At 31.7% G+C, this 19,095-nt stretch carries 17 protein-coding genes, 1 tRNA gene and 1 pseudogene; 18 read left to right on the top strand and 1 reads right to left on the bottom strand.

The window, feature by feature from the left end; genetic code table 11:
* The 15 genes from PKN74_RS06610 to PKN74_RS06540 all read left to right on the top strand — a co-directional run.
* A partial coding sequence (locus PKN74_RS06610; RefSeq protein WP_472309822.1) for an FAD-linked oxidase C-terminal domain-containing protein occupies positions 1–92 on the top strand: 92 nt, incomplete at its 5' end.
* A gap of 40 nt (positions 93–132) precedes the next feature.
* The gene (locus PKN74_RS06605) at positions 133–1,728 is read left to right on the top strand and encodes an ABC transporter substrate-binding protein (protein ID WP_472309820.1); all 1,596 of its coding nucleotides are present in this window, start codon (positions 133–135) and stop codon (positions 1,726–1,728) included.
* Between the two features lie 59 nt (positions 1,729–1,787).
* Positions 1,788–2,762, top strand: coding sequence for an ABC transporter permease (locus PKN74_RS06600; RefSeq protein WP_472309818.1), 975 nt, complete (start codon positions 1,788–1,790; stop codon positions 2,760–2,762).
* 5 nt (positions 2,763–2,767) lie between these two features.
* Positions 2,768–3,592, top strand: coding sequence for an ABC transporter permease (locus PKN74_RS06595; protein ID WP_472309816.1), 825 nt, complete (start codon positions 2,768–2,770; stop codon positions 3,590–3,592).
* A gap of 3 nt (positions 3,593–3,595) precedes the next feature.
* Positions 3,596–4,543 (top strand): ABC transporter ATP-binding protein, encoded by a 948-nt coding sequence (locus tag PKN74_RS06590; protein WP_472309814.1) that lies wholly within the window; start codon positions 3,596–3,598, stop codon positions 4,541–4,543.
* Positions 4,525–5,490 (top strand): ABC transporter ATP-binding protein, encoded by a 966-nt coding sequence (locus PKN74_RS06585; protein ID WP_472309812.1) that lies wholly within the window; start codon positions 4,525–4,527, stop codon positions 5,488–5,490. Before PKN74_RS06590 ends, PKN74_RS06585 begins: the two co-directional genes overlap by 19 nt.
* A gap of 274 nt (positions 5,491–5,764) precedes the next feature.
* Positions 5,765–7,270: an ABC transporter substrate-binding protein gene (locus tag PKN74_RS06580; protein ID WP_472309810.1), complete on the top strand. Its 1,506-nt coding sequence runs from the start codon at positions 5,765–5,767 to the stop codon at positions 7,268–7,270.
* Positions 7,271–7,287: 17 nt separating this feature from the next.
* The gene (locus tag PKN74_RS06575) at positions 7,288–8,241 is read left to right on the top strand and encodes an ABC transporter permease (RefSeq protein ID WP_472309808.1); all 954 of its coding nucleotides are present in this window, start codon (positions 7,288–7,290) and stop codon (positions 8,239–8,241) included.
* Between the two features lie 14 nt (positions 8,242–8,255).
* Entirely contained in the window at positions 8,256–9,086 is an 831-nt protein-coding gene (locus PKN74_RS06570; RefSeq protein WP_472309806.1) for an ABC transporter permease, read from the top strand.
* 184 nt (positions 9,087–9,270) lie between these two features.
* Complete coding sequence (lysA, locus tag PKN74_RS06565; protein ID WP_472309804.1) at positions 9,271–10,587, top strand: diaminopimelate decarboxylase; 1,317 nt, start codon at positions 9,271–9,273, stop codon at positions 10,585–10,587.
* Between the two features lie 306 nt (positions 10,588–10,893).
* Complete coding sequence (locus tag PKN74_RS06560) at positions 10,894–11,964, top strand: mandelate racemase/muconate lactonizing enzyme family protein (protein WP_472309802.1); 1,071 nt, start codon at positions 10,894–10,896, stop codon at positions 11,962–11,964.
* A gap of 129 nt (positions 11,965–12,093) precedes the next feature.
* Positions 12,094–13,788 (top strand): protein O-GlcNAcase, encoded by a 1,695-nt coding sequence (locus tag PKN74_RS06555; RefSeq protein ID WP_472309800.1) that lies wholly within the window; start codon positions 12,094–12,096, stop codon positions 13,786–13,788.
* Positions 13,789–13,831: 43 nt separating this feature from the next.
* Complete coding sequence (locus PKN74_RS06550) at positions 13,832–14,839, top strand: serine hydrolase domain-containing protein (protein WP_472309798.1); 1,008 nt, start codon at positions 13,832–13,834, stop codon at positions 14,837–14,839.
* A 56-nt stretch (positions 14,840–14,895) separates the two neighbouring features.
* Positions 14,896–16,056, top strand: coding sequence for an anhydro-N-acetylmuramic acid kinase (locus PKN74_RS06545; RefSeq protein ID WP_472309796.1), 1,161 nt, complete (start codon positions 14,896–14,898; stop codon positions 16,054–16,056).
* 283 nt (positions 16,057–16,339) lie between these two features.
* Entirely contained in the window at positions 16,340–17,005 is a 666-nt protein-coding gene (locus tag PKN74_RS06540) for a hypothetical protein (RefSeq protein ID WP_472309794.1), read from the top strand.
* 39 nt (positions 17,006–17,044) lie between these two features.
* Here the strand turns inward: PKN74_RS06540 and PKN74_RS06535 are convergent.
* Positions 17,045–17,119 (bottom strand) — tRNA-Val (locus PKN74_RS06535).
* Positions 17,120–17,409: 290 nt separating this feature from the next.
* Between PKN74_RS06535 and PKN74_RS06530 the strand changes: the two genes are divergently transcribed.
* The 3 genes and pseudogenes from PKN74_RS06530 to PKN74_RS06520 all read left to right on the top strand — a co-directional run.
* On the top strand, positions 17,410–18,588 hold the full coding sequence (locus PKN74_RS06530) for an NAD(P) transhydrogenase subunit alpha (protein ID WP_472309792.1): 1,179 nt from the start codon (positions 17,410–17,412) through the stop codon (positions 18,586–18,588).
* Positions 18,589–18,606: 18 nt separating this feature from the next.
* Entirely contained in the window at positions 18,607–18,885 is a 279-nt protein-coding gene (locus tag PKN74_RS06525) for an NAD(P) transhydrogenase subunit alpha part 2 (RefSeq protein WP_472309790.1), read from the top strand.
* Between the two features lie 28 nt (positions 18,886–18,913).
* Positions 18,914–19,095 (top strand): annotated as a pseudogene (locus tag PKN74_RS06520) (NAD(P)(+) transhydrogenase (Re/Si-specific) subunit beta); the annotation flags it as partial.

The raw sequence follows: 19,095 nt of genomic DNA, 5'->3' as shown, positions 1-19,095 counted from the left end.
AACAAACAAAAGAAAAAGAGTATACTAGAATGAAAGAGATAAAGAAGATATTAGATCCAAACAATATTATGAATCCTGGTAAGTTGTTTTAGAAGAGAGATTTTCTCAACAAATTCATAGGAGGGATGTAAAGTGAAAAGAAATGTTTTGTTTCTATGTGTTATGGTGTTAAGCATTTTCTCCTTGGCAAGTACCTTATCAATGATCATGGATGTAACAGGCCCATTTTCACAGAATTTCAACCCATTTTTTTCAGGAGGCACAAACTATTCAGCCCGTGGATTCATTTATGAAACTTTATTCTACATAAATGGATATACTGGCGAAATTGTTCCTTGGTTAGCAACTGATTATAGTTGGTCAAATGATTTTCTGGAAATTGATGTTACATTAAGACAAAATGTTAAATGGTCTGATGGTAAAAGTTTTAGCGCTGATGACGTGATGTTTACTTTTGAACTGATTAAGAATTATGCAGCATTAGATAGTGGAGGAATATGGCAAAAGGGATTAAAAGAGGTGAAAAAAGAAGACGACTTTCACGTAAAGTTTGTGATGTCCAAAGTTGATACCTTAATTTACACCGACATTTTTTCTGTTTATATAGTTCCAAAACATATATGGGAAACAATCGCAGATCCGACAAGTTATACAGATAGTAAACCTGTTGGGACTGGACCATATGTTTTAGGACAGTTTACAAGCCAAGTTTATACATTACAGAAAAATCAAAATTATTGGCAAAAAGAGAAGGTTAAAGTAGATACAATTAGGATTCCTGCTTTTACTGGAAATGATGCTGCTCAATTAGCTTTGATGAATAAAGAAATTGACTGGGGCACTTTATTTTTTCCTAATATAGATGAAATCTTTGTCAAAGCTGATCCAGAACATAGGGGTTATTGGTTGCCTGAAGGTAATCCTGTTCTGCTCTTCTTCAATTTAGATAAAGAATTATTTAAAAATCCAGATCTAAGAAAAGCAATAGCTTTAGGAATCGATAAGCTCCAATTGGTACAAATAGGTATGGCGAACTTAGCAACTGTTTCAAATCCTGTGGGAATAAAAGGAGGTTTTTCGTATTTAGAGAACGATAATTTAAAACATATGTGGTATGAAAGAGACGTTGAACAAGCTAAAAAGATTCTAACAAATTTAGGATATAAACTAGGAAAAGATGGAATATTTGCTGATAGTAAAGGGAATAAGTTAAGTTTTGAATTGATAGTACCAGCTGGTTGGACCGACTGGATTGCTGTTTCACAAGTTCTTTCCTCCCAATTAAAACAAATTGGAGTAGATGTTCTTGTTTCACAGGTGGATTTTGGTTTATATCTAGAGAGAATAAAGAACAAGGATTTTGAACTAGCTGTAAGTTGGGTGAATTATGGAATAAATCCATATTTCTTTTATGAGAGATGGTTACATACAAGGAATGCATTTAGTGGAGATAATAGAGGAGGATGGATTAGTTTAACAACAGATTCGCTTTTAGATGTGTTTAGAAAGACTTCGGAGGAAAAAGAAAGAGAACTAGCTATTTCCGCGTTGCAATTAATAGTTCTTCAAGAAATGCCATCTGTTCCTCTGTTTTTCAATCCTACATGGTTTGAATATACAACATATAATTTTGTAGGATGGCCTAATGCTGAAAATCCTTTTGCTTTGCCTACTATTACAGGGATGGACAAAGCTTTCATAATTATGCATTTAGAACCTGTTCGTTAGAATTTATAACTTTTCAGTATATAAACCCGCCCTTTTTGGGCGGGTTTTGGAGGTATTTCATGAAATATTTAAGAGAAAAAATAGTTTTTTTTATAATTGCTTTATTGTCGGCATTGATTATTAACTTTGTTCTTCCGCGCTTAATGCCTGGAGATCCTGCAGAAAGAATATTATTGAAAATGGGAGGAGATATTCAACCTGAAGCAGTTGAGGCGATGAGAATAGCATTGGGTGTTGATAAAGAAACTCCCATTTTGAAACAGTTTTTCTCTTATTTAAAAAACACTTTAACATTTAATTTTGGAATATCTTATTCATACTATCCCGTTCCTGTTAAAGATCTGATACTTGATGCTCTGCCTTGGACTATAGGTCTTGTGGGGATTTCTACTTTAATAAGTTTTGTTTTGGGGACTGCTTTGGGTATTCGAGCTGGATGGAATAGGAATAAGCCGATTGATTCTTTTGTTACTATATCCAGTTTAATAATAAGAGGGTTTCCATATTTTTGGTTAGCTTTAATTTTACTTTATGTGTTTGGATTTTTATTAAACCTCTTCCCCCTTTCAAATGCATATTCTACCCATGAATTTTTAAAAGGTTGGAAGTTTTTTGGAAGTGTAATATATCACGGATTTTTACCTGGATTGACCCTGGTCCTGGCTTCACTTGGGACTTGGATATTAACGATGAGGAATAATATGGTATCCGTACTTTCGGAGGATTTTATCTTAGTTGCTGAGGCAAAAGGATTAAAAGATAAAGATATTATGAATAAATATGCCGCAAGAAACGCTCTTTTACCTAGCGTAACCTCATTTGGGCTTTCTTTAGGGTATATCGTCGGAGGAGCGCTGTTAACTGAGATAGTATTTTCGTATCCAGGAATTGGTTACTTGATGTACAAAGGAGTTACAAGTCAAGATTATCCTTTAATGCAAGCAATATTTTTTATCATTTCTCTTTCAGTTTTAATAGCAAATTTTATGCTTGATTTTGTTTACATGTTCTTAGATCCAAGGACAAGGGGTTGAAAATAATGGTTCGAAGGTTGAACAAAAAAGCAATAGTTGGTTTGTCGATATTTTTCTTTTTTGTAGTAATTGCCTTTTTTGCTCCTTTTCTAGCTCCCTATGATCCAAATGAATTTGTTGGTATCCCCTACAGCAGACCTACATCCGAACACATTTTAGGTTTAGATAGGATGGGAAGAGATATATTATCTCAATTAATATATGGAACGCGTCTTTCTCTAATAGTGGGATTAACAACTGGAACTTTAATGACAACTATATCTTTGCTGATAGGTATGACAGCAGGATATTTTGGTGGGCTCGTTGACAGAATACTATCGACTATAATAGATGTATTCATGGTAATTCCAGGGTTACCTTTAATGATAGTAATAGCTTCATATATCAGATTTAGAGGAGTTGTACCAATTATTTTGGTTATATCATTTACAAGCTGGGCACCAGGGGCAAGAGTGATAAGAGCTCAAACTTTAACTATGAGAAATCGAGAGTTCATACTAGCTTCTAAAATCACTGGAGAAAAAAGCAGGCGGATTATTTTTTCGGAAATTATGCCTAACATGTTATCTTTGATTTCCTCCAATTTCTTTGTGGCTTGTTTAACAGCCATTGTAGGAGAAGCGTCTTTGGAATTTCTTGGATTTGGTGATGTAAGCGCAATAACTTGGGGAACTATGTTATATTGGGCTCAAAATAGTAGTGCTTTATTAAATAACTCTTGGGGCTGGGTTTTAGCACCTGGAATAGCTATAGCAACTTTAGGGGCTAGTTTTGCTTTGCTGAATTTTTCTATAGATGAGTTAACTAACCCTAAATTAAGAGGGGTGTAAAACTTGCTTTTAGAAGTTAGAAATTTGAGTGCAGGATATAAAAGTCAAGGAAAAGAGATAGAGGCTGTAAAAAATGTTAGTTTTAGTTTAGATGAAAACGACTTTTTAGGAATTGCAGGAGAATCAGGTTGTGGAAAATCGACTTTACTTTTTTCTATTCTCAGGCTTTTAAAAAGACCAGGAGAAATTTTTGATGGAGAAGTTTTCTTCAAAGGTGAAGATATACTCAAGATGGACGAAGAAACACTTAGGAAAAAAAGATGGAAAGAATTCTCCCTTGTGACACAAAGTGCTATGAATGCTCTTAATCCAGTTTACAAAATAAAGGATCAAATTATGGATGTTATTCTTGAACATAGTGATTATACAAAAATTGAAGCCTTAGAAATAATTGAAAGAGTTTTACAAATGGTGGGAATTCAAAAAGAAAGGATGGATAGCTATCCCCATCAATTATCAGGGGGGATGAAACAAAGAGTGGCCATTGCTATGGCTCTAGTTTTTTCTCCATCACTTGTAGTAATGGATGAACCAACAACCGCTCTTGATGTTGTTGTTCAAAGATCAATAATGGAACAAATAGATGAAATAAGAAATACAAACAAATTTTCAATGATTTTTGTTACCCACGACATATCTTTATTGTTTGAGATATCAAAAAGAATAGCAATTATGTATGCAGGTGAGCTGGTGGAACTTGGTCAAACAAAACAAGTTTATTTAAATCCACTTCACCCTTATACAAGTGGATTGATAAATTCATTTCCAAAGTTAACAAAAGAGACTAAAGAGTATAAAGGAATTCCTGGTAAAATTCCAGATCTTTCAAAACCCATAATAGGTTGTTCTTTTAAAGAGCGATGCCAGAATAGAAAAGAGTTGTGTAACACAAGGCCAGAATTTAAAGAGGTAATTCCAGGTAGGTGGGTAGCTTGTCATTTTCCCCTATAATTTCTTTTGAAAATATAACTAAAAAGTTCCCTGTTAGAAAAGGATTTAAAGTTCAATATGTTCATGCTGTTCGGGATGTTTCTCTCGATGTATTTCCAGGAGAAATTATTTCAATAGTCGGAGAAAGCGGGTGTGGGAAAACAACTCTACTTAGATTATTATCTAGAATCTATGTAGAAGACGAAGGAAAAATAGTTTATGGTAGTGAAATTGTTCCAAAAAAATTTAAAAGAAAAGAAGAATTAGAGTTTCGTAGGAAAGTTCAGATGATATTTCAAGATCCTTTCTCATCTTTAAATCCTGTGAAAAAAGTACATCAAATTTTGGGAAGGCCACTGGAACTACAGAAGTTGAATAACATAGATGAAAGAATATATGAAGCGCTTGAAGAAGTTGAGCTCACGCCCCCTAAGAATTTTATTAATAAATATCCGCATGAACTGTCAGGAGGAGAAAGGCAACGAGTTGTTATTGCAAGAGCAATAATTACAAAGCCTTCTGTAATATTGGCTGACGAACCAACTTCGATGTTAGATGTTTCGATCAGAGCTGGTATAATGAAGCTTATGTTGAAGATTAGAGACGACTTTAATACAACATATTTGCATGTCACACATGATTTAGCTGCTGCAAGGTACATTTCTGACAGGGTTGCGGTTATGTATGCTGGCATGTTGTTAGAAGAATGCACAGCGGACGACATCGTTTTAGAGCCACTACATCCATATACACAGCTTCTTAGGAAAGCTGCTCCAGATCCAGATAGATTAGTTTCTGAAAAGCTTGGATATACAGGAGAAGTTCCGAATTTGATCACTCCACCGAAAGGATGTCCATTTGAACCAAGATGCAAGTATGCAATGAAAAAATGTAAAAATTTTGTTCCTCCTTATTTTAGAGTAAACAAAAGAAAAGTAAAATGCTTTTTATATGAGAAAAACAATTAAATATATAGCTATTAAGTATTTGAAGTTTAAATGTTCTTTCAGACAGTGATCATGAGCGAAAGCAAAGTGTATTTCGAAAAATAAATACAGTAAGACATTTTTTAACCTCCTTACAGGATAACAGGATAATATATTTGTGTGTGGAATATGGAATCAAATAGATTATTTAAAAGGGGTGAATATATTATGTCTTGATTTAAGGGATATAAGATAGAGAAAGTTAAAGTTAAAGTTTCTTAAAGTAATTTTCATAAATTTTTAGGAGGGGAAAAAGATGAAGAAAATTATTTCAATGTTACTCATAGTTATTATTGCTTTATTTGGTTTTTCTAAACAAAAAGAAGGAGGAACTTTGTTAATTGGTATTGAAACAGAACCAATAGGTTTAGATCCGACTATAGTTACAGCGTTTTCTTCTTTTAGAATATTAGAAAATGTTTATGACGGGTTATTGAAATTTGATGAGAATATGAATTTAGTTCCAAATATAGCTGAGAAATACGAAATTCCCAGTCCTGATACAATAATTTTTACAATAAGAAATGATGTGTATTTCCATAATGGCGAAAAACTAACAATAGAAGATGTGCTTTATACTTTTGAACGAATTATGGATGAAAAAGTTGGTTCTCCTGCAGCCGCGTATTATTCAGAAATAGAAAGTGTGCAAATTTTAGATCCAAATACAGTATGTTTCAAATTGAAAGTTCCAATGGCTAGTTCTATAATTATCAATTTTGCAAGTGTAAATAGTGCAATAGTGTCTAAGAAATTTGTTCAGTCTGGTAAAAATTTGCAGTTGGAAACAAATGGAACAGGGCCTTTTCTTATTTCTGAGTTTGTTCCAGGTGATCATATAACTTTGAAAAAAAATCCCAATTATTTTATTCCCGAACAACCTTATTTAGATCAGATTATTTTTAAAATAATTCCTGAAGAAATATCGAGATCTACAGCATTAAGAAATGGTGACGTAGATTTAATTGAAGTCAAAGAACCTCTAACATTAAGATCCCTTGAAAGTCCCAAGTATAAAATATATCGTCAACCAGTGTTAAGTTATTATCTTTTAGGTTTCAACACTAAAAGGAAACCATTTGATAATTATTTAGTGCGTTCTGCCTTGAGTATGGCGATAAATAGAGAAGAAATTATTAATATGGTTGCTTTTGGTGAAGGTACAATTACAGGACCTTTAAATCCCACAGTTAAGCCTTGGGCTTTAACTCCAGATAACTTTGAAGAATATGAATATAATCCTGAGAAAGCTAAGAGAATTTTAGCTGAAGCTGGTTATCCTAATGGTTTTGAATTTAATATTCTTACTTCAAGTAGATATAGTTTTGATAAAATAGCTCAGGTTGTTCAGTCTCAATTATCAAGAATAGGAATAAAGGTTAATATTGAATTAGTGGAATGGGGTATCTTCATTAGTAGATGGGGAAAAAGTGATTTTGACTCTTTTATTTCTTTAAATGCTGGCTCAATAGATCCTGATGTTCAATTTTATAGGACCTTTCATTCTGGAGGCTCAACAAATGTATTTTTGTATAGTAATGATATAGTAGACAAGTTATTAGAAGAAGGCCGAAAAGAAATAGATATGTTAAAAAGAATGCAAATTTATAATCAACTGCAATATATTTTAGTAAAAGAAGCACCTGTTTTATTTTTGTATTCTCCAAACGTTTTATACGCTAGTCAAAGTTTTGTGAATGGTTTTAAGCCCCTTGCCAATGAAAGTTTAATTTTCCTAAGAGAAACTTGGATTGATAAATAAAAAGTGGAGGAACGTCCATGAGCTTTAGTTATTTAGTTCGCAGATTATTACTGTCTATTCCAACCATTCTAATTGTAACAGTTATTGTTTTTGTTTTGGTAAGGCTTGTACCAGGTGATGTAGTTGATCTAATCATTGGCACTCAAAAATTTTTATCTGAAGAACAAATACTTAAAATGTACGAAGATTTTGGACTTGATAAGCCTATATTTGTTCAGTATTTTATTTGGATGAAAAGCATGCTTTCAGGAAATCTTGGTATTTCACTTAGAACTGGGGAAGACGTTGCAACTATGTTGTTGCAACGTCTTCCTGTTACTTTGGAATTAGCTTTTTTATCAATATTTGTTAGTATAATTATAGGGATACCGCTTGGAATTATATCTGCACGTAAGAAAAATACCTTTGTAGATAATTTAATTAAAGTTGTGGGCCTTGTTGGATTGTCTTCACCGGCTTTTTGGATAGGGACTATTTTCATAGTTATATTTTCATTTTATTTTGAAAGTTTCACAATATTTGGATATGTAGCTTTTTTTGAAAATCCAATGAAGAATCTCCAAGTTTTTTTGTTACCATCTTTTACATTAGGATTAATGATAGCTGCCCAAATTTTAAGAATAACAAGAACCAGTATGATAGAATCGCTTTCAATGGATTATGTGAAAGTAGCATATTCCAAGGGTCTTGGTAAAAATAAAGTAATCTATAAGCATGCTTTTAGGAATGCCTTGTCTCCAATAATAACAGTAACAGGAATTCAATTAGGATATTTATTTGGCGGAAGCATAGTTATTGAAAATATGTTTGCTCTTCCTGGATTAGGTAGATTATTACTGCAATCCGTAAATCAACGTGATTACCCAGTTATTCAAGCTATAATTTTGTTTATCGTAATTGTTATTATCATTTTGAATCTTTTAATAGATTTTATTTATACAATAATTGATCCGCGTATCACTTTGGGGTGAAAGGAAGTAAGTATATGAAAAGATTTCTAAAAAACTTTATCAAAAACCCACTTAATATGATTAACCTGATCATTATATGTGCATTAATTTTTGTATCATTCTTTCCTAGTGTTATTGCTCCTTATAATCCTTTAGAAATGGATTCTAGAAGCATTTTAGAACCTCCAAGTTTCACTCATTTTTTTGGAACTGATCAATTTGGTAGAGATGTTTTTTCTAGGAGTATTTATGGAATACAAAATAGTATGATAATAGCTTTAAGTTCAATGATAATTTCTGCTTTGTTAGGTACCCTTTTAGGAATCTTGTCTGGTTATTATGGAGGATGGATAGATCAAGTCATATCGAGAATAATTGACGCTTTTTTCGCTTTTCCTTCTTTGGTTTTAGCGTTGTTTATAGTTGCTTTATTTGGATCTTCAACTTTTAATTTAATAATAGCCATTGGAATTGTTTATATACCGATTTTTGCAAGAACTTTACGAGGAGCAACAATTTCGATTAAAGAATTAACGTTTGTTAAAGCATCAAAAGTTGTAGGGAAGAATAACTTTAAAATTATGTGGACTGTCGTTTTTCCTAACGTTTCTTCTATTTTTATCGTTACTTTTACGACGAATTTTTCAACTGCTATATTGACTGAGGCTTCTTTGGGATTTTTAGGTTTGGGTGTGCCTCCTCCTGAACCGACGTTGGGGGGGTTAGTAGGTCAAGGTACAAATTTTATTATTGCTGCTCCATGGTTAACCCTGCTTCCAGGTTTACTTATCGCAGTTATTGTTTTGAGTATAAATATCTTAGGAGATGGATTAAGGGATGTTTTAGATCCAAAGTTTCAAAAATAAGCCCGTTTTAAAATATACCGAAAATTTTTTTAAAAAATGATTTTAATTTTAAATCTGAATGAAATTCCACACATATACTTTCTTTCGGTATCCAGTATAGAGAATATGGTAAAGAATTTCCTAATTGATAATAATTGAAGTTTAGAGAGGATTTGTTAAAAATGAAGAGGAGGGGGAAATAGACGTGTATTTACCAGAAAATATGCAAATTTCTGAACAAGGCATTCTGAAAATTAGCGGAGTAAGTTGTGTTGATTTAGCTAAAAAATACGCAACTCCCCTGCTGGTATTAGACGAAGTACAAATAAGAGACAATATTAATAAATTTAATGAAGCTTTTATCAAAAGTGGTTGCGAGACTTTTTTTATTGCTTATGCTTCCAAAGCTTTTTTAAATTCAGAAATGTGTAAAATTATCGACGATGAAGAAATAGGTCTAGAAGTTGTTTCTGGTGGAGAGTTATATATTGCACTTAGAAATAATTTTCCTTCCAAAAAAATTTATTTTAATGGAAATAATAAGTTGGGCGAAGAAATTGAAATGGCAATAAAAAATGACGTATCCACAATTGTAGTTGACAATGAAGAAGAATTATACAAAATTAATAAAATTTCAAAAAAATATGGTAAAAAGACTCGGATTCTGTTAAGGATTATTCCTAAAATTAATCCTAACACTCATAAGTATCTTTCGACAGGGCAGATAGATTCTAAATTTGGGATTCATTCAGAAGATTTATTGAAAGTAACCAAGAATATTAAAGGTTTAGATAATTTAGAATTGAACGGTATACATTCTCACATTGGGTCTCAAATAAGTGAACCTATGTATTATTTAAATCTTGTAGAAACTTTTTTTGACTCTTTGATAACTCTAAAAGAAAGAGAGAATGTTGTTTTAAACGAAATAGATATTGGTGGTGGATTTGGAATCTCCCATTCATCTAATGAAAAATCGATAGATATTTTTGAAACAATCAATAAAGTTGTAAGTTGCGTAAAAACTCTGACAAAGAAGTTCGAGTATCCTATGCCGAAAATAAGTATAGAACCTGGAAGATCAATAATTTCTACAGCCGGCACCACTCTTTATACGGTGGGTTCTATTAAAAAAAGTGCTAATAAAAAATATATAATAGTTGACGGTGGTATGACTGATAACATCAGACCTTGTTTGTACGATGCAAAGTATCAAGTCTATGTAGCAAATAAAATGAAAGAAGTTGAAAATTTTGAAAAAGTTACAATAGCAGGTAGAGCTTGTGAATCTGGAGATATTCTCATAGAAGAAACCAGTCTTCCCAGATTATCTGTAGATGATTTATTAGCTATTCCTTTTACAGGTGATTATACATACTCTATGTCCAGTAACTATAATGGATTTCTAAGACCAGCTATTGTATTAGTAAATGAAGGTAAACACAAATTGATAACGCGCCGAGAGGTTTACGAAGATTTGGTAACAAAGGATATTACAAACAATATTTGGCAAACTTTTTAAGTTATTTGCTGAAGATCTAAAGAGGAGTAAAGTGTAATGCATAAAAAACTTTTTTATGAGTTCATTTATTCTTCTTGAAAGGTGGAAAATAGAGCTTTGTTTGATCCAAACTTCTGGATTGATAGGATGCAAGAACCTAAAAAGATTATGTTTGAACCAAAGGAACAAGTACTATTAGTTAAAGAACCGCCATAAGAATGCAAAAAATCATTTAGAAAATGATTATTATAATTTTGAAGAATGGGAGAATCAGACTTTTTAGACAAATTATCTAGTGGCGATTTAATTTTCGGGAGGGGAGTTAATTTGGAGATAGTTGATATTAAAGTTAAACCTTTAAACTTAAAGTTAAAAAGTCCCTTTATAACTGCTGCGGGACCGTTGAATGAAGTAAAAAACGTTTATGTAGAAGTTCATACAAATAGTTCACTAATCGGAATTGGAGAAGCCGCTTTCGAGCCGAGAGTTACTGGTGAAACTCAGGAAAGCATTATATCAGTGATCAATGAATATATTAAGCCGGCTATATTAGGCGAAGATCCTAGGGATATAGAAAAAGTTGAAGAAAAAATTTCAAAAGCTATACACGGAAATGAAAGCGCTAAAGCAGGTGTAGATATTGCTTTATTCGATATTTTAGGTAAATGCTATAATGTTCCATTATATAAACTTCTAGGTGGTTATAAAAACTCTCTTGAAACAGATTTTACCATAAGTTTAGATGAACCGGAAAAGATGGCATATGACGCAAAGGAAGCCGTTAAAGAAGGTTTTAAAATATTAAAAATAAAGGTGGGAGTTGATTCTACTAAAGATTACCAAAGAGTTAAAATGATTAGAGAAAATGTTGGTGATGATATTAAGATCAGGCTTGATGCTAACCAGGGTTGGTACGTTAAAGAAGCTGTATTTCTTATGAAAATGCTGGAAGAATATAACATTGAATTATTAGAACAACCTGTAAAAAGTTGGGATATTGAAGGATTAGAATATTTGAAAAATGTTCTTTTATTGCCAGTAGTTGCTGATGAATCAGTTTTTACTGTGTATGATGCTTTGAATATAATTAAATTAAATGCAGCAGATATGATTAATATAAAACTAATGAAGTGTGGAGGTATTTACAATGCAATAATAATAAATAAAATCGCTGAAGTTGCTGGCATTGAATGTATGATTGGTTGCATGATTGAGTCTAAAATATCTATTACCGCTGCTGCTCATTTTGCAGCAGCCTTTAAGAATGTTACAAAAGCTGATTTAGATTCGCCTTTATTTTTTGAATCAGATCCTGTTGCTGATGGTATAACTTATGATTCAGGAAAGGTTATTTTGCCTAACTCTCTGGGCCTTGGAATTTCAAAAAGAATTTTATAATTTTTAATATTTGGAAATGAGACTTTGTTTGTATAAATTATGAATTTAGTATGAATTTAGTATCAATAGTAAAAAGTTTGTGTCTTCTGGAACTAGCAATTTAAAGATTAAAAGGAGGTATTTTTTACCTTGAATTCTGTTTTGAAAAATATGAATCCATCATTGAAAAAATTGTTTTATGAAGGAAAAAATATAGAATATGAGTGCTCAAGAATGAAGATTTGTTGTAACAATTATGAAAATTTTTTCGCTGATAATTCTTTCAGTGATTATTTTATTTTAGTAGATAAACCCTCAAAAGCGGATTTAACAATTAAAGAAGTTATTTTTTCTTCTATAGAAGAACTTAAGAAATTTTTATATGAAAAGAAGTTTGAGCTCAGCGTAGAAGATTTAAATCAAGATGGTTACATGTTGAAAGTACATGAGCATAAAAGAGAAGTTAGTATTGGCTCGACATCGAAGCGGGGTTTTTTTTACGCTGTGCAAACTCTAAAAAAATTGATCAACACTAAAAATAAATTATTTCCTATAGTTGAAATCATTGATTTTCCTTCTTTTAAATTAAGAGGGGTCATAGAAGGTTTTTATGGTGAAACTTGGAGTCATAAAAATCGTGTGGATATAATAAAATTCTGCGGTGAGAATAAAATGAATGTTTATTGGTATGCCCCAAAAGACGATCCATACCATAGAGAAAAATGGAGAGAACCATATCCACTCGAAGAAAAGGAAAGAATATATGATTTGATAGAGGTGGCAAAAGAAAATTATGTGGATTTTGTGTTCTGTGTTAGTCCCGGTCTAAGTATGAAATTTGGCGATGAAAAAGAATTTTCTTTGTTGTGTAATAAGTATGAAGAAATTCTTAGTAAAGGAGTTACAAATGTTGCTATTTTGTTTGATGATATACCTCAAAAGTTGGAACACGAGGAAGATGACAGGATGTTTAATAATAATTATGGGTTAGCTCAGGCATATGTAGCAAACAAATTGTATGACTTTTTAAAAAAGAAAAATTCAAAAGCAAGATTATATTTTTGTCCTACGGAATATTGGCAAAAAGATGATTCTCTTTATAGAAAAACTATAAAAGAAAATTTGCATTCAGATATAGTAGTAATTTGGACAGGAGATGGAGTATTTTCTCGTAAAGTTAGTAGAAAAAATGCAGACGAGATTTCTAATCAATTTGGACATAAGTTAATATTATGGGATAATTATCCAGTAAACGACGCCGATGAAGGGAAATTATTTTTAGCGCCATTAACAAACAGAGAAAACGACCTTTATAAATCTATAGAAGGAGCTATGGCCAATCCTATGAATCAGCCCTATGCTTCGATGATTGCTCTGCAAACTATATCAGACTATCTTTGGAATTCTGAAGCTTATAATCCGTGGATTTCATGGGAGAAAGCAATATTAAACATAGCAGGTGAAGATTTTTCAGAAGAATTAAAATTGTTCAGTGAAAATTTTCTTAAATCGCGCTTATTTGAAGGAACTTCTTTTAGATTAAAAAAACTAATGAAAGATTACAAGGATGATCCTTTAAATAAAAATAGAGAGCTTGTAAGTTATTTAGAAAACTTATCAAGACTTGAAGAAAAGTTGAGTAAAATTAAGGTTAAAAAATTTTATGAAGATATTGAGCCATGGCTTACTAAACTCTCAGAACTTTCAAAAATAGCTATAAAGATAACTACTTCTCCAGAATCAGAAAAAGTACGATTAAAAAATGAAGGTGAAATAAGAATCAAAGAATACGAAAATTATTCTGTATGTGGGGATATTTTAGATGAATTTATTAGAGAGATATAAAAGATTTTCTTTAACTCTATTTTATTGAAGAAAGGTGAGGAATTTGAAAGAGATAAATGCAAAAATTTTAGATGACATAGTGCTTTCCGGGCTGAATGATGTGTACACAGCCGCTTCTCTCTTAGTTGGGAAAGGAGAGAAAATTCTATTTAGAGATTTTTTTGGTACAAAGGACGAAATAGAAAAACTTACTCAGGAGGACATTTTTGATTTAGCTAGTGTAACAAAAGTTGTTTCGACTGCTACCGCTATAATGAAACTCATTGATGACAAGAGGATAGACTTAAATGATAAAATTGGTGATTATTTAAATGTTTCAAATAGAAAAGCTGAAATTACAATTTTTGAATTATTAACCCACACCTCTTTAATGCCGCCCTATTCAACTCTTTGGAAAGAATATAGAGGTCAAGAACTTCTTGAAAAGTTAATTCAGATTCAACCTCAAAAAGGACCAGATAAATGTTATGAATATTCCTGCCTAAATTTTATTACTTTGATGAAGATTGTTCAAGAAGTTACTCAAATGAATTTCAAAGATTATATAGAAGAAATTTTTAAAGAATTAGGAATGAAAAATACTTGCTATAATCCTGTTGACAAAGAAAAAGCTGTCGCCACTTCTATAAGAGATGGGAAAAGGCTTCAAGGAGATCCTGATGACGAATTAGCGTATTATTTAGGTGGAGTTAGCGGTAATGCGGGTCTTTTTTCAAATGTAGATGATTTAAGAATTTTTATTTATAGTTTGTTGAGAGGTAAAATTGTCTCTGAGAAAACAGTGGATTTATTTACAACAACAGTTGTAAAAAAAGGTGAGAACGTAACTCATATAGCGTGGATGGCTCCTCCTGCTGTTGGATGTCAGTATTCTCTTGATAGTTCAGGATTTGGGCATAATGGTTTTACAGGAACTTCTATTTGGATTAGAAAAGATGGTTTGTTTTCTATATTTTTGACAAATTCAGTCTATTATGATAGGTATTTAAAAAAACCCGAATTAAACGTAATAAGAAATAAGGTAAACAATGTCGTTTTTAGAGAAAGCTAAGAATACGAACAGTTCAAAAATGTTTTTTCAATTTTTTAAATAAGGGGATAATAAATATGTATGTAGTTGGATTGATGTCAGGTACGTCAGTTGACGGAATCGATGTGGCTTTAATAGATATCAGTGAAAAATGTGCAGAGGAATTAAATGTAAAGGTTGTAAATTTTATTAACAAACCTTACAATAATGAAATAAGAGAAAAAATTTTAGAATGCTGCGATCCAAAAACTAGTAGCGTAGACAAGATATGTAGAGTGAATTTTGAGTTAGGGGAATTATTTGCCAGTAGCGTAAAGGAAGTAGTTTCTTTATCGAGTTTAAAACTACAAGATATACAACTAATTGGATCTCATGGTCAAACGGTTTATCATGATGTTGAAAATGATTTCATCTCAAGTCTTCAAATAGGAGAAGCTGCTGTAATTGCTCAGCGAACAGGAATAACAACTGTTAGCAATTTTCGAGCAAGGGATATTGCTGCAGGTGGTCAAGGAGCACCCTTGGTACCATATGTTGATTATATTTTATTTAAAAGCCCTGAATTTAGTCGGGTACTACAAAACATTGGAGGAATAGGAAATTATACTTATATTCCTAAAAATGCAAAATTAGACGAAATTCAAGGTACAGATACTGGACCAGGTAATATGTTGATAGATGGGGTTGTGCAAATATTGACTAATGGAGAAAAGACTTTTGATAAGGATGGAGAAATCGCTAAAAAAGGTACAGTATCGATAGAACTACTTAACGAATTAAAAAAACATCCATTTATACTCAAAGAAGCTCCTAAGACCACGGGAAGAGAAGTTTTTGGTTTGAACTACGCAAAGGAGATTGTGAATAAAGCAAAAGCTTTAAAGTTAAAAGATGAAGATATTGTAGCTACTGTTACAAATTTTACTGCTTTCACTATCGTTGATGCATATTGTAGATTCATTGGGAATAAAATCGATCAAATTATCATTTCTGGGGGTGGTGCTTACAATCCATCTCTAGTCGAAACGATAAAATCATACGTAAAAAATTTATTAGGAAATGATATATCAGTAATGCCTCTTGAGCGTTTAGGATATTCTAGTGATGCTAAGGAAGCCGTAGCTTTTGCAGTTTTAGCTTATCAAACATATAAAGGTCGTTATAACAATGTTCCTCAAATAACAGGGGCAAAAAGTTATGTAACACTTGGAGACATAACACCAGGATTTGCTCTTTAAAGTAAGTCACTACTTACTCAAAATGTGCAACCCAGTCGTTAGTCGTCATTGACTGATGGAGTTAATTTCGTGGTGGAATTTGAGAAAAATGAAGAAAATGCTAAAATATAAAATGTAATGAAATATTTAGTTTCAATAAAATTTTTAATTTAAACAAATTAAAAGATATCCTATTTTTTCAAGTTAATAGGTTTTTAAATTTCTTAAGGAAATTCAATTGCTTTAAAAGAAAGGAGGACTGTCAAAAAATTGACAAACAATCATGCTTAGTGATGAACTAAAGATGTTAGTAGAATTTATGGGGGTAAACTTATTAAAAAAGGATAATCAAACAAAACTTGAAGAACTTATTTTTAGTAGGATTGAAAGCAAGGACGATTTCTACTATATTAATCAATATCTTAAAACTATAGAAAATTATAGTTTACGCAAGTTTTTATTCTCAAAATTATTAAAGAGTTATTTTGAGAAGTTTAATTTGGTTTACGAAGGAAATGTTTTACAATATGGTGAAGAAAAAATAAAATTGGATATAGATAATGACATTTTTGATTCACTAATTGATTTACTAGAAGAAACTGAAGTAGACGGAGAAACTTTGTTTTATTTATTTTCAGATGATTTAGGAAAAAGGGTGGAAGTATTAAAAACATTGTTAAAAGATAGATCGAAAAAACAGTGGTCTGAGGAAGAATTGGTAAGCTTTTTAAATAATCTAACGCCTTTGACTAAAGAGTTTTTAAAATTAGTAACAGAAAAAGGGAAAATAAAAACTGAAGATATTACACAAATCCTTGATTTAAAAAGCAAAAAATCAGTTTCTGCATTAGTTAGTGCAGTATCGAGAAATGCACCTATAGATAAAGAAAAATTAATATTCAAAGATAATGATTATATAACAATCAATGAAAAATATCGAGATAAGATTTATCGAATATTTAATAAATAAAAAACGGGAGATTTAAAAACGAATCTCCTGTTTTTAAATTGGTGGGTGCGGTAGGGATTGAACCTACGGCCTCTTCCGCGTCAAGGAAGCGCTCTCCCACTGAGCTACGCACCCTCTTTTATTTACTAAATAAAGTATAACATAAAATTTGCGCAGTGTCAATATTATTTGAGATATTGTTAGTTTACCTAACAATGAAATTTTTTTCATTATTATGAAAATTAACTATAATTAACTATAAAAACATCTAGATCGCTCTAGTTTGTGCGGAGTATTTTTTTTCAAGTTCTGAAAATAAATAAAAACAATGTAAAATAGAAATGTAAAGTATTATAAGTTTCACATAATTATCTACTTCGTGCCTTTATAATATTAAATTAACGTTATTTGGAGGTGGTTTCATTATGAAATTTAAAGGATTAACTATTGGGGTTCCCAAAGAAATTATGGAGGGTGAAAATAGAGTTGCAGCCATTCCAGAAACAGTTTCAAAAATGATAGATGAAGGTGCCAGAGTGATCATTCAATCGGAAGCGGGAAGGGGCTCACATTTTGATGACATTGATTACAAGCAAGTAGGTGCAGAAATAGTAGAAAACGCAGAGCAAGTTTATCAAAACTCTGATATTATCTTAAAAGTTAAAGAACCTTTATTTAACAAGGAATTAAATAAGCATGAAGTAGATATGATGAAAAAGGGACAGTATTTAATTACTTTTCTTCATCCAGCTTCTCCAGAAAATCATACAATGATAAAAAAACTGGCTGAAAAAGGGGTTATTAGTTTTACTTTAGATAGTATTCCTAGAATCTCAAAAGCTCAACAAATGGATGCATTAACTTCAATGAGTACAGTTGCAGGCTATAAAGGATTTCTCATGGCGGCAAATTATTTACCAAAGTTTATACCTCTAATTACTACAGCAGTTGGAACTATAAAACCAGCGAATGTTTTGGTAATAGGTACAGGTGTAGCAGGTTTACAAGCATTAGCCACTGCTAAACGATTAGGAGCTATCGTTTATGCTATTGATGTACGTTCTGATGCAAGAGAACAAGCTCAAAGTTTAGGGGCTAAAATAATTGATGTGGGTATACCTGAAGAAATAGCAGTTGGAAGTGGCGGATATGCAAAAAAATTGCCAGATGAATGGTTAGATAAAGAAAGAAGTATAATTAAAGAGCATATCTCAAATTTTGACATTATTATTTTAACGGCTCTCGTACCGGGTAAAGTTGCACCAATACTAATCACAAGGGATATGGTAGAATCTTTAAAAGGAGGCTCAGTAATAGTTGACATATCAATTGATCAGGGAGGTAATTGTGAATTGACCGAACCTGGGAAAATAGTCAAAAAAAATGGGATTACAATTATAGGTACCAAGAATATTCCGGGTATGCTTCCCTTGAGTTCGACTTGGTTGTTTTCTAAAAACATTTACAATTTCTTGAGTTATATAATTCAAGATTCAAAAATAAATATTTATAGAGAAGATGAGATTATAACTTCAACTCTTGTCACAGATGGTAATAAAATAGTCCATCCAGGGGCATTAGAAGCTATGGGGATTTATAAATAATAAGGAGGTAGTTGCCAAATGAATTTTTTGCTCTTATTAGTTTTATTTGTCATTGCAATGATTGTTGGATATAAACTTATAAGTGATGTTCCTAGCCTTTTACATACGCCGTTGATGTCTGGTATGAATGCCCTGTCAGGTGTAACAGTTTTAGGTTCTTTGGTTGCAACTGCCGCAGCTGTGAACACTGGTTATAAAATTTTAGGTTTTATAGCTATTGTATTAGCAACTATAAATATTGTTGGAGGTTTCATGGTAACTCATAGAATGCTTAAAATGTTCAAGAAAGACAAATAATTTTTGAGAGGAGCTGGTTAAAAAAAGTATGATTACAATTTATACTGTTATTGGTTTAGTTTTAACTTTAGGAGTACTTTTCGGTATTAAATTGATGAGTTCACCAAAAACAGCTGTTTTAGGCAACTTAATTGGCTCTATCTCAATGTTTTGCGCTATTATATTAACGTTGTCCTATAATAATATTTTAAATGTTTCTTTATTATGGAT

It is taken from the genome of Defluviitoga sp. (assembly GCF_035349255.1).
Taxonomy (GTDB): Bacteria; Thermotogota; Thermotogae; order Petrotogales; family Petrotogaceae; genus Defluviitoga.
Note: the sequence above shows the minus strand (reverse complement) of the source record. Positions and strands in the feature narration are given on the sequence as shown.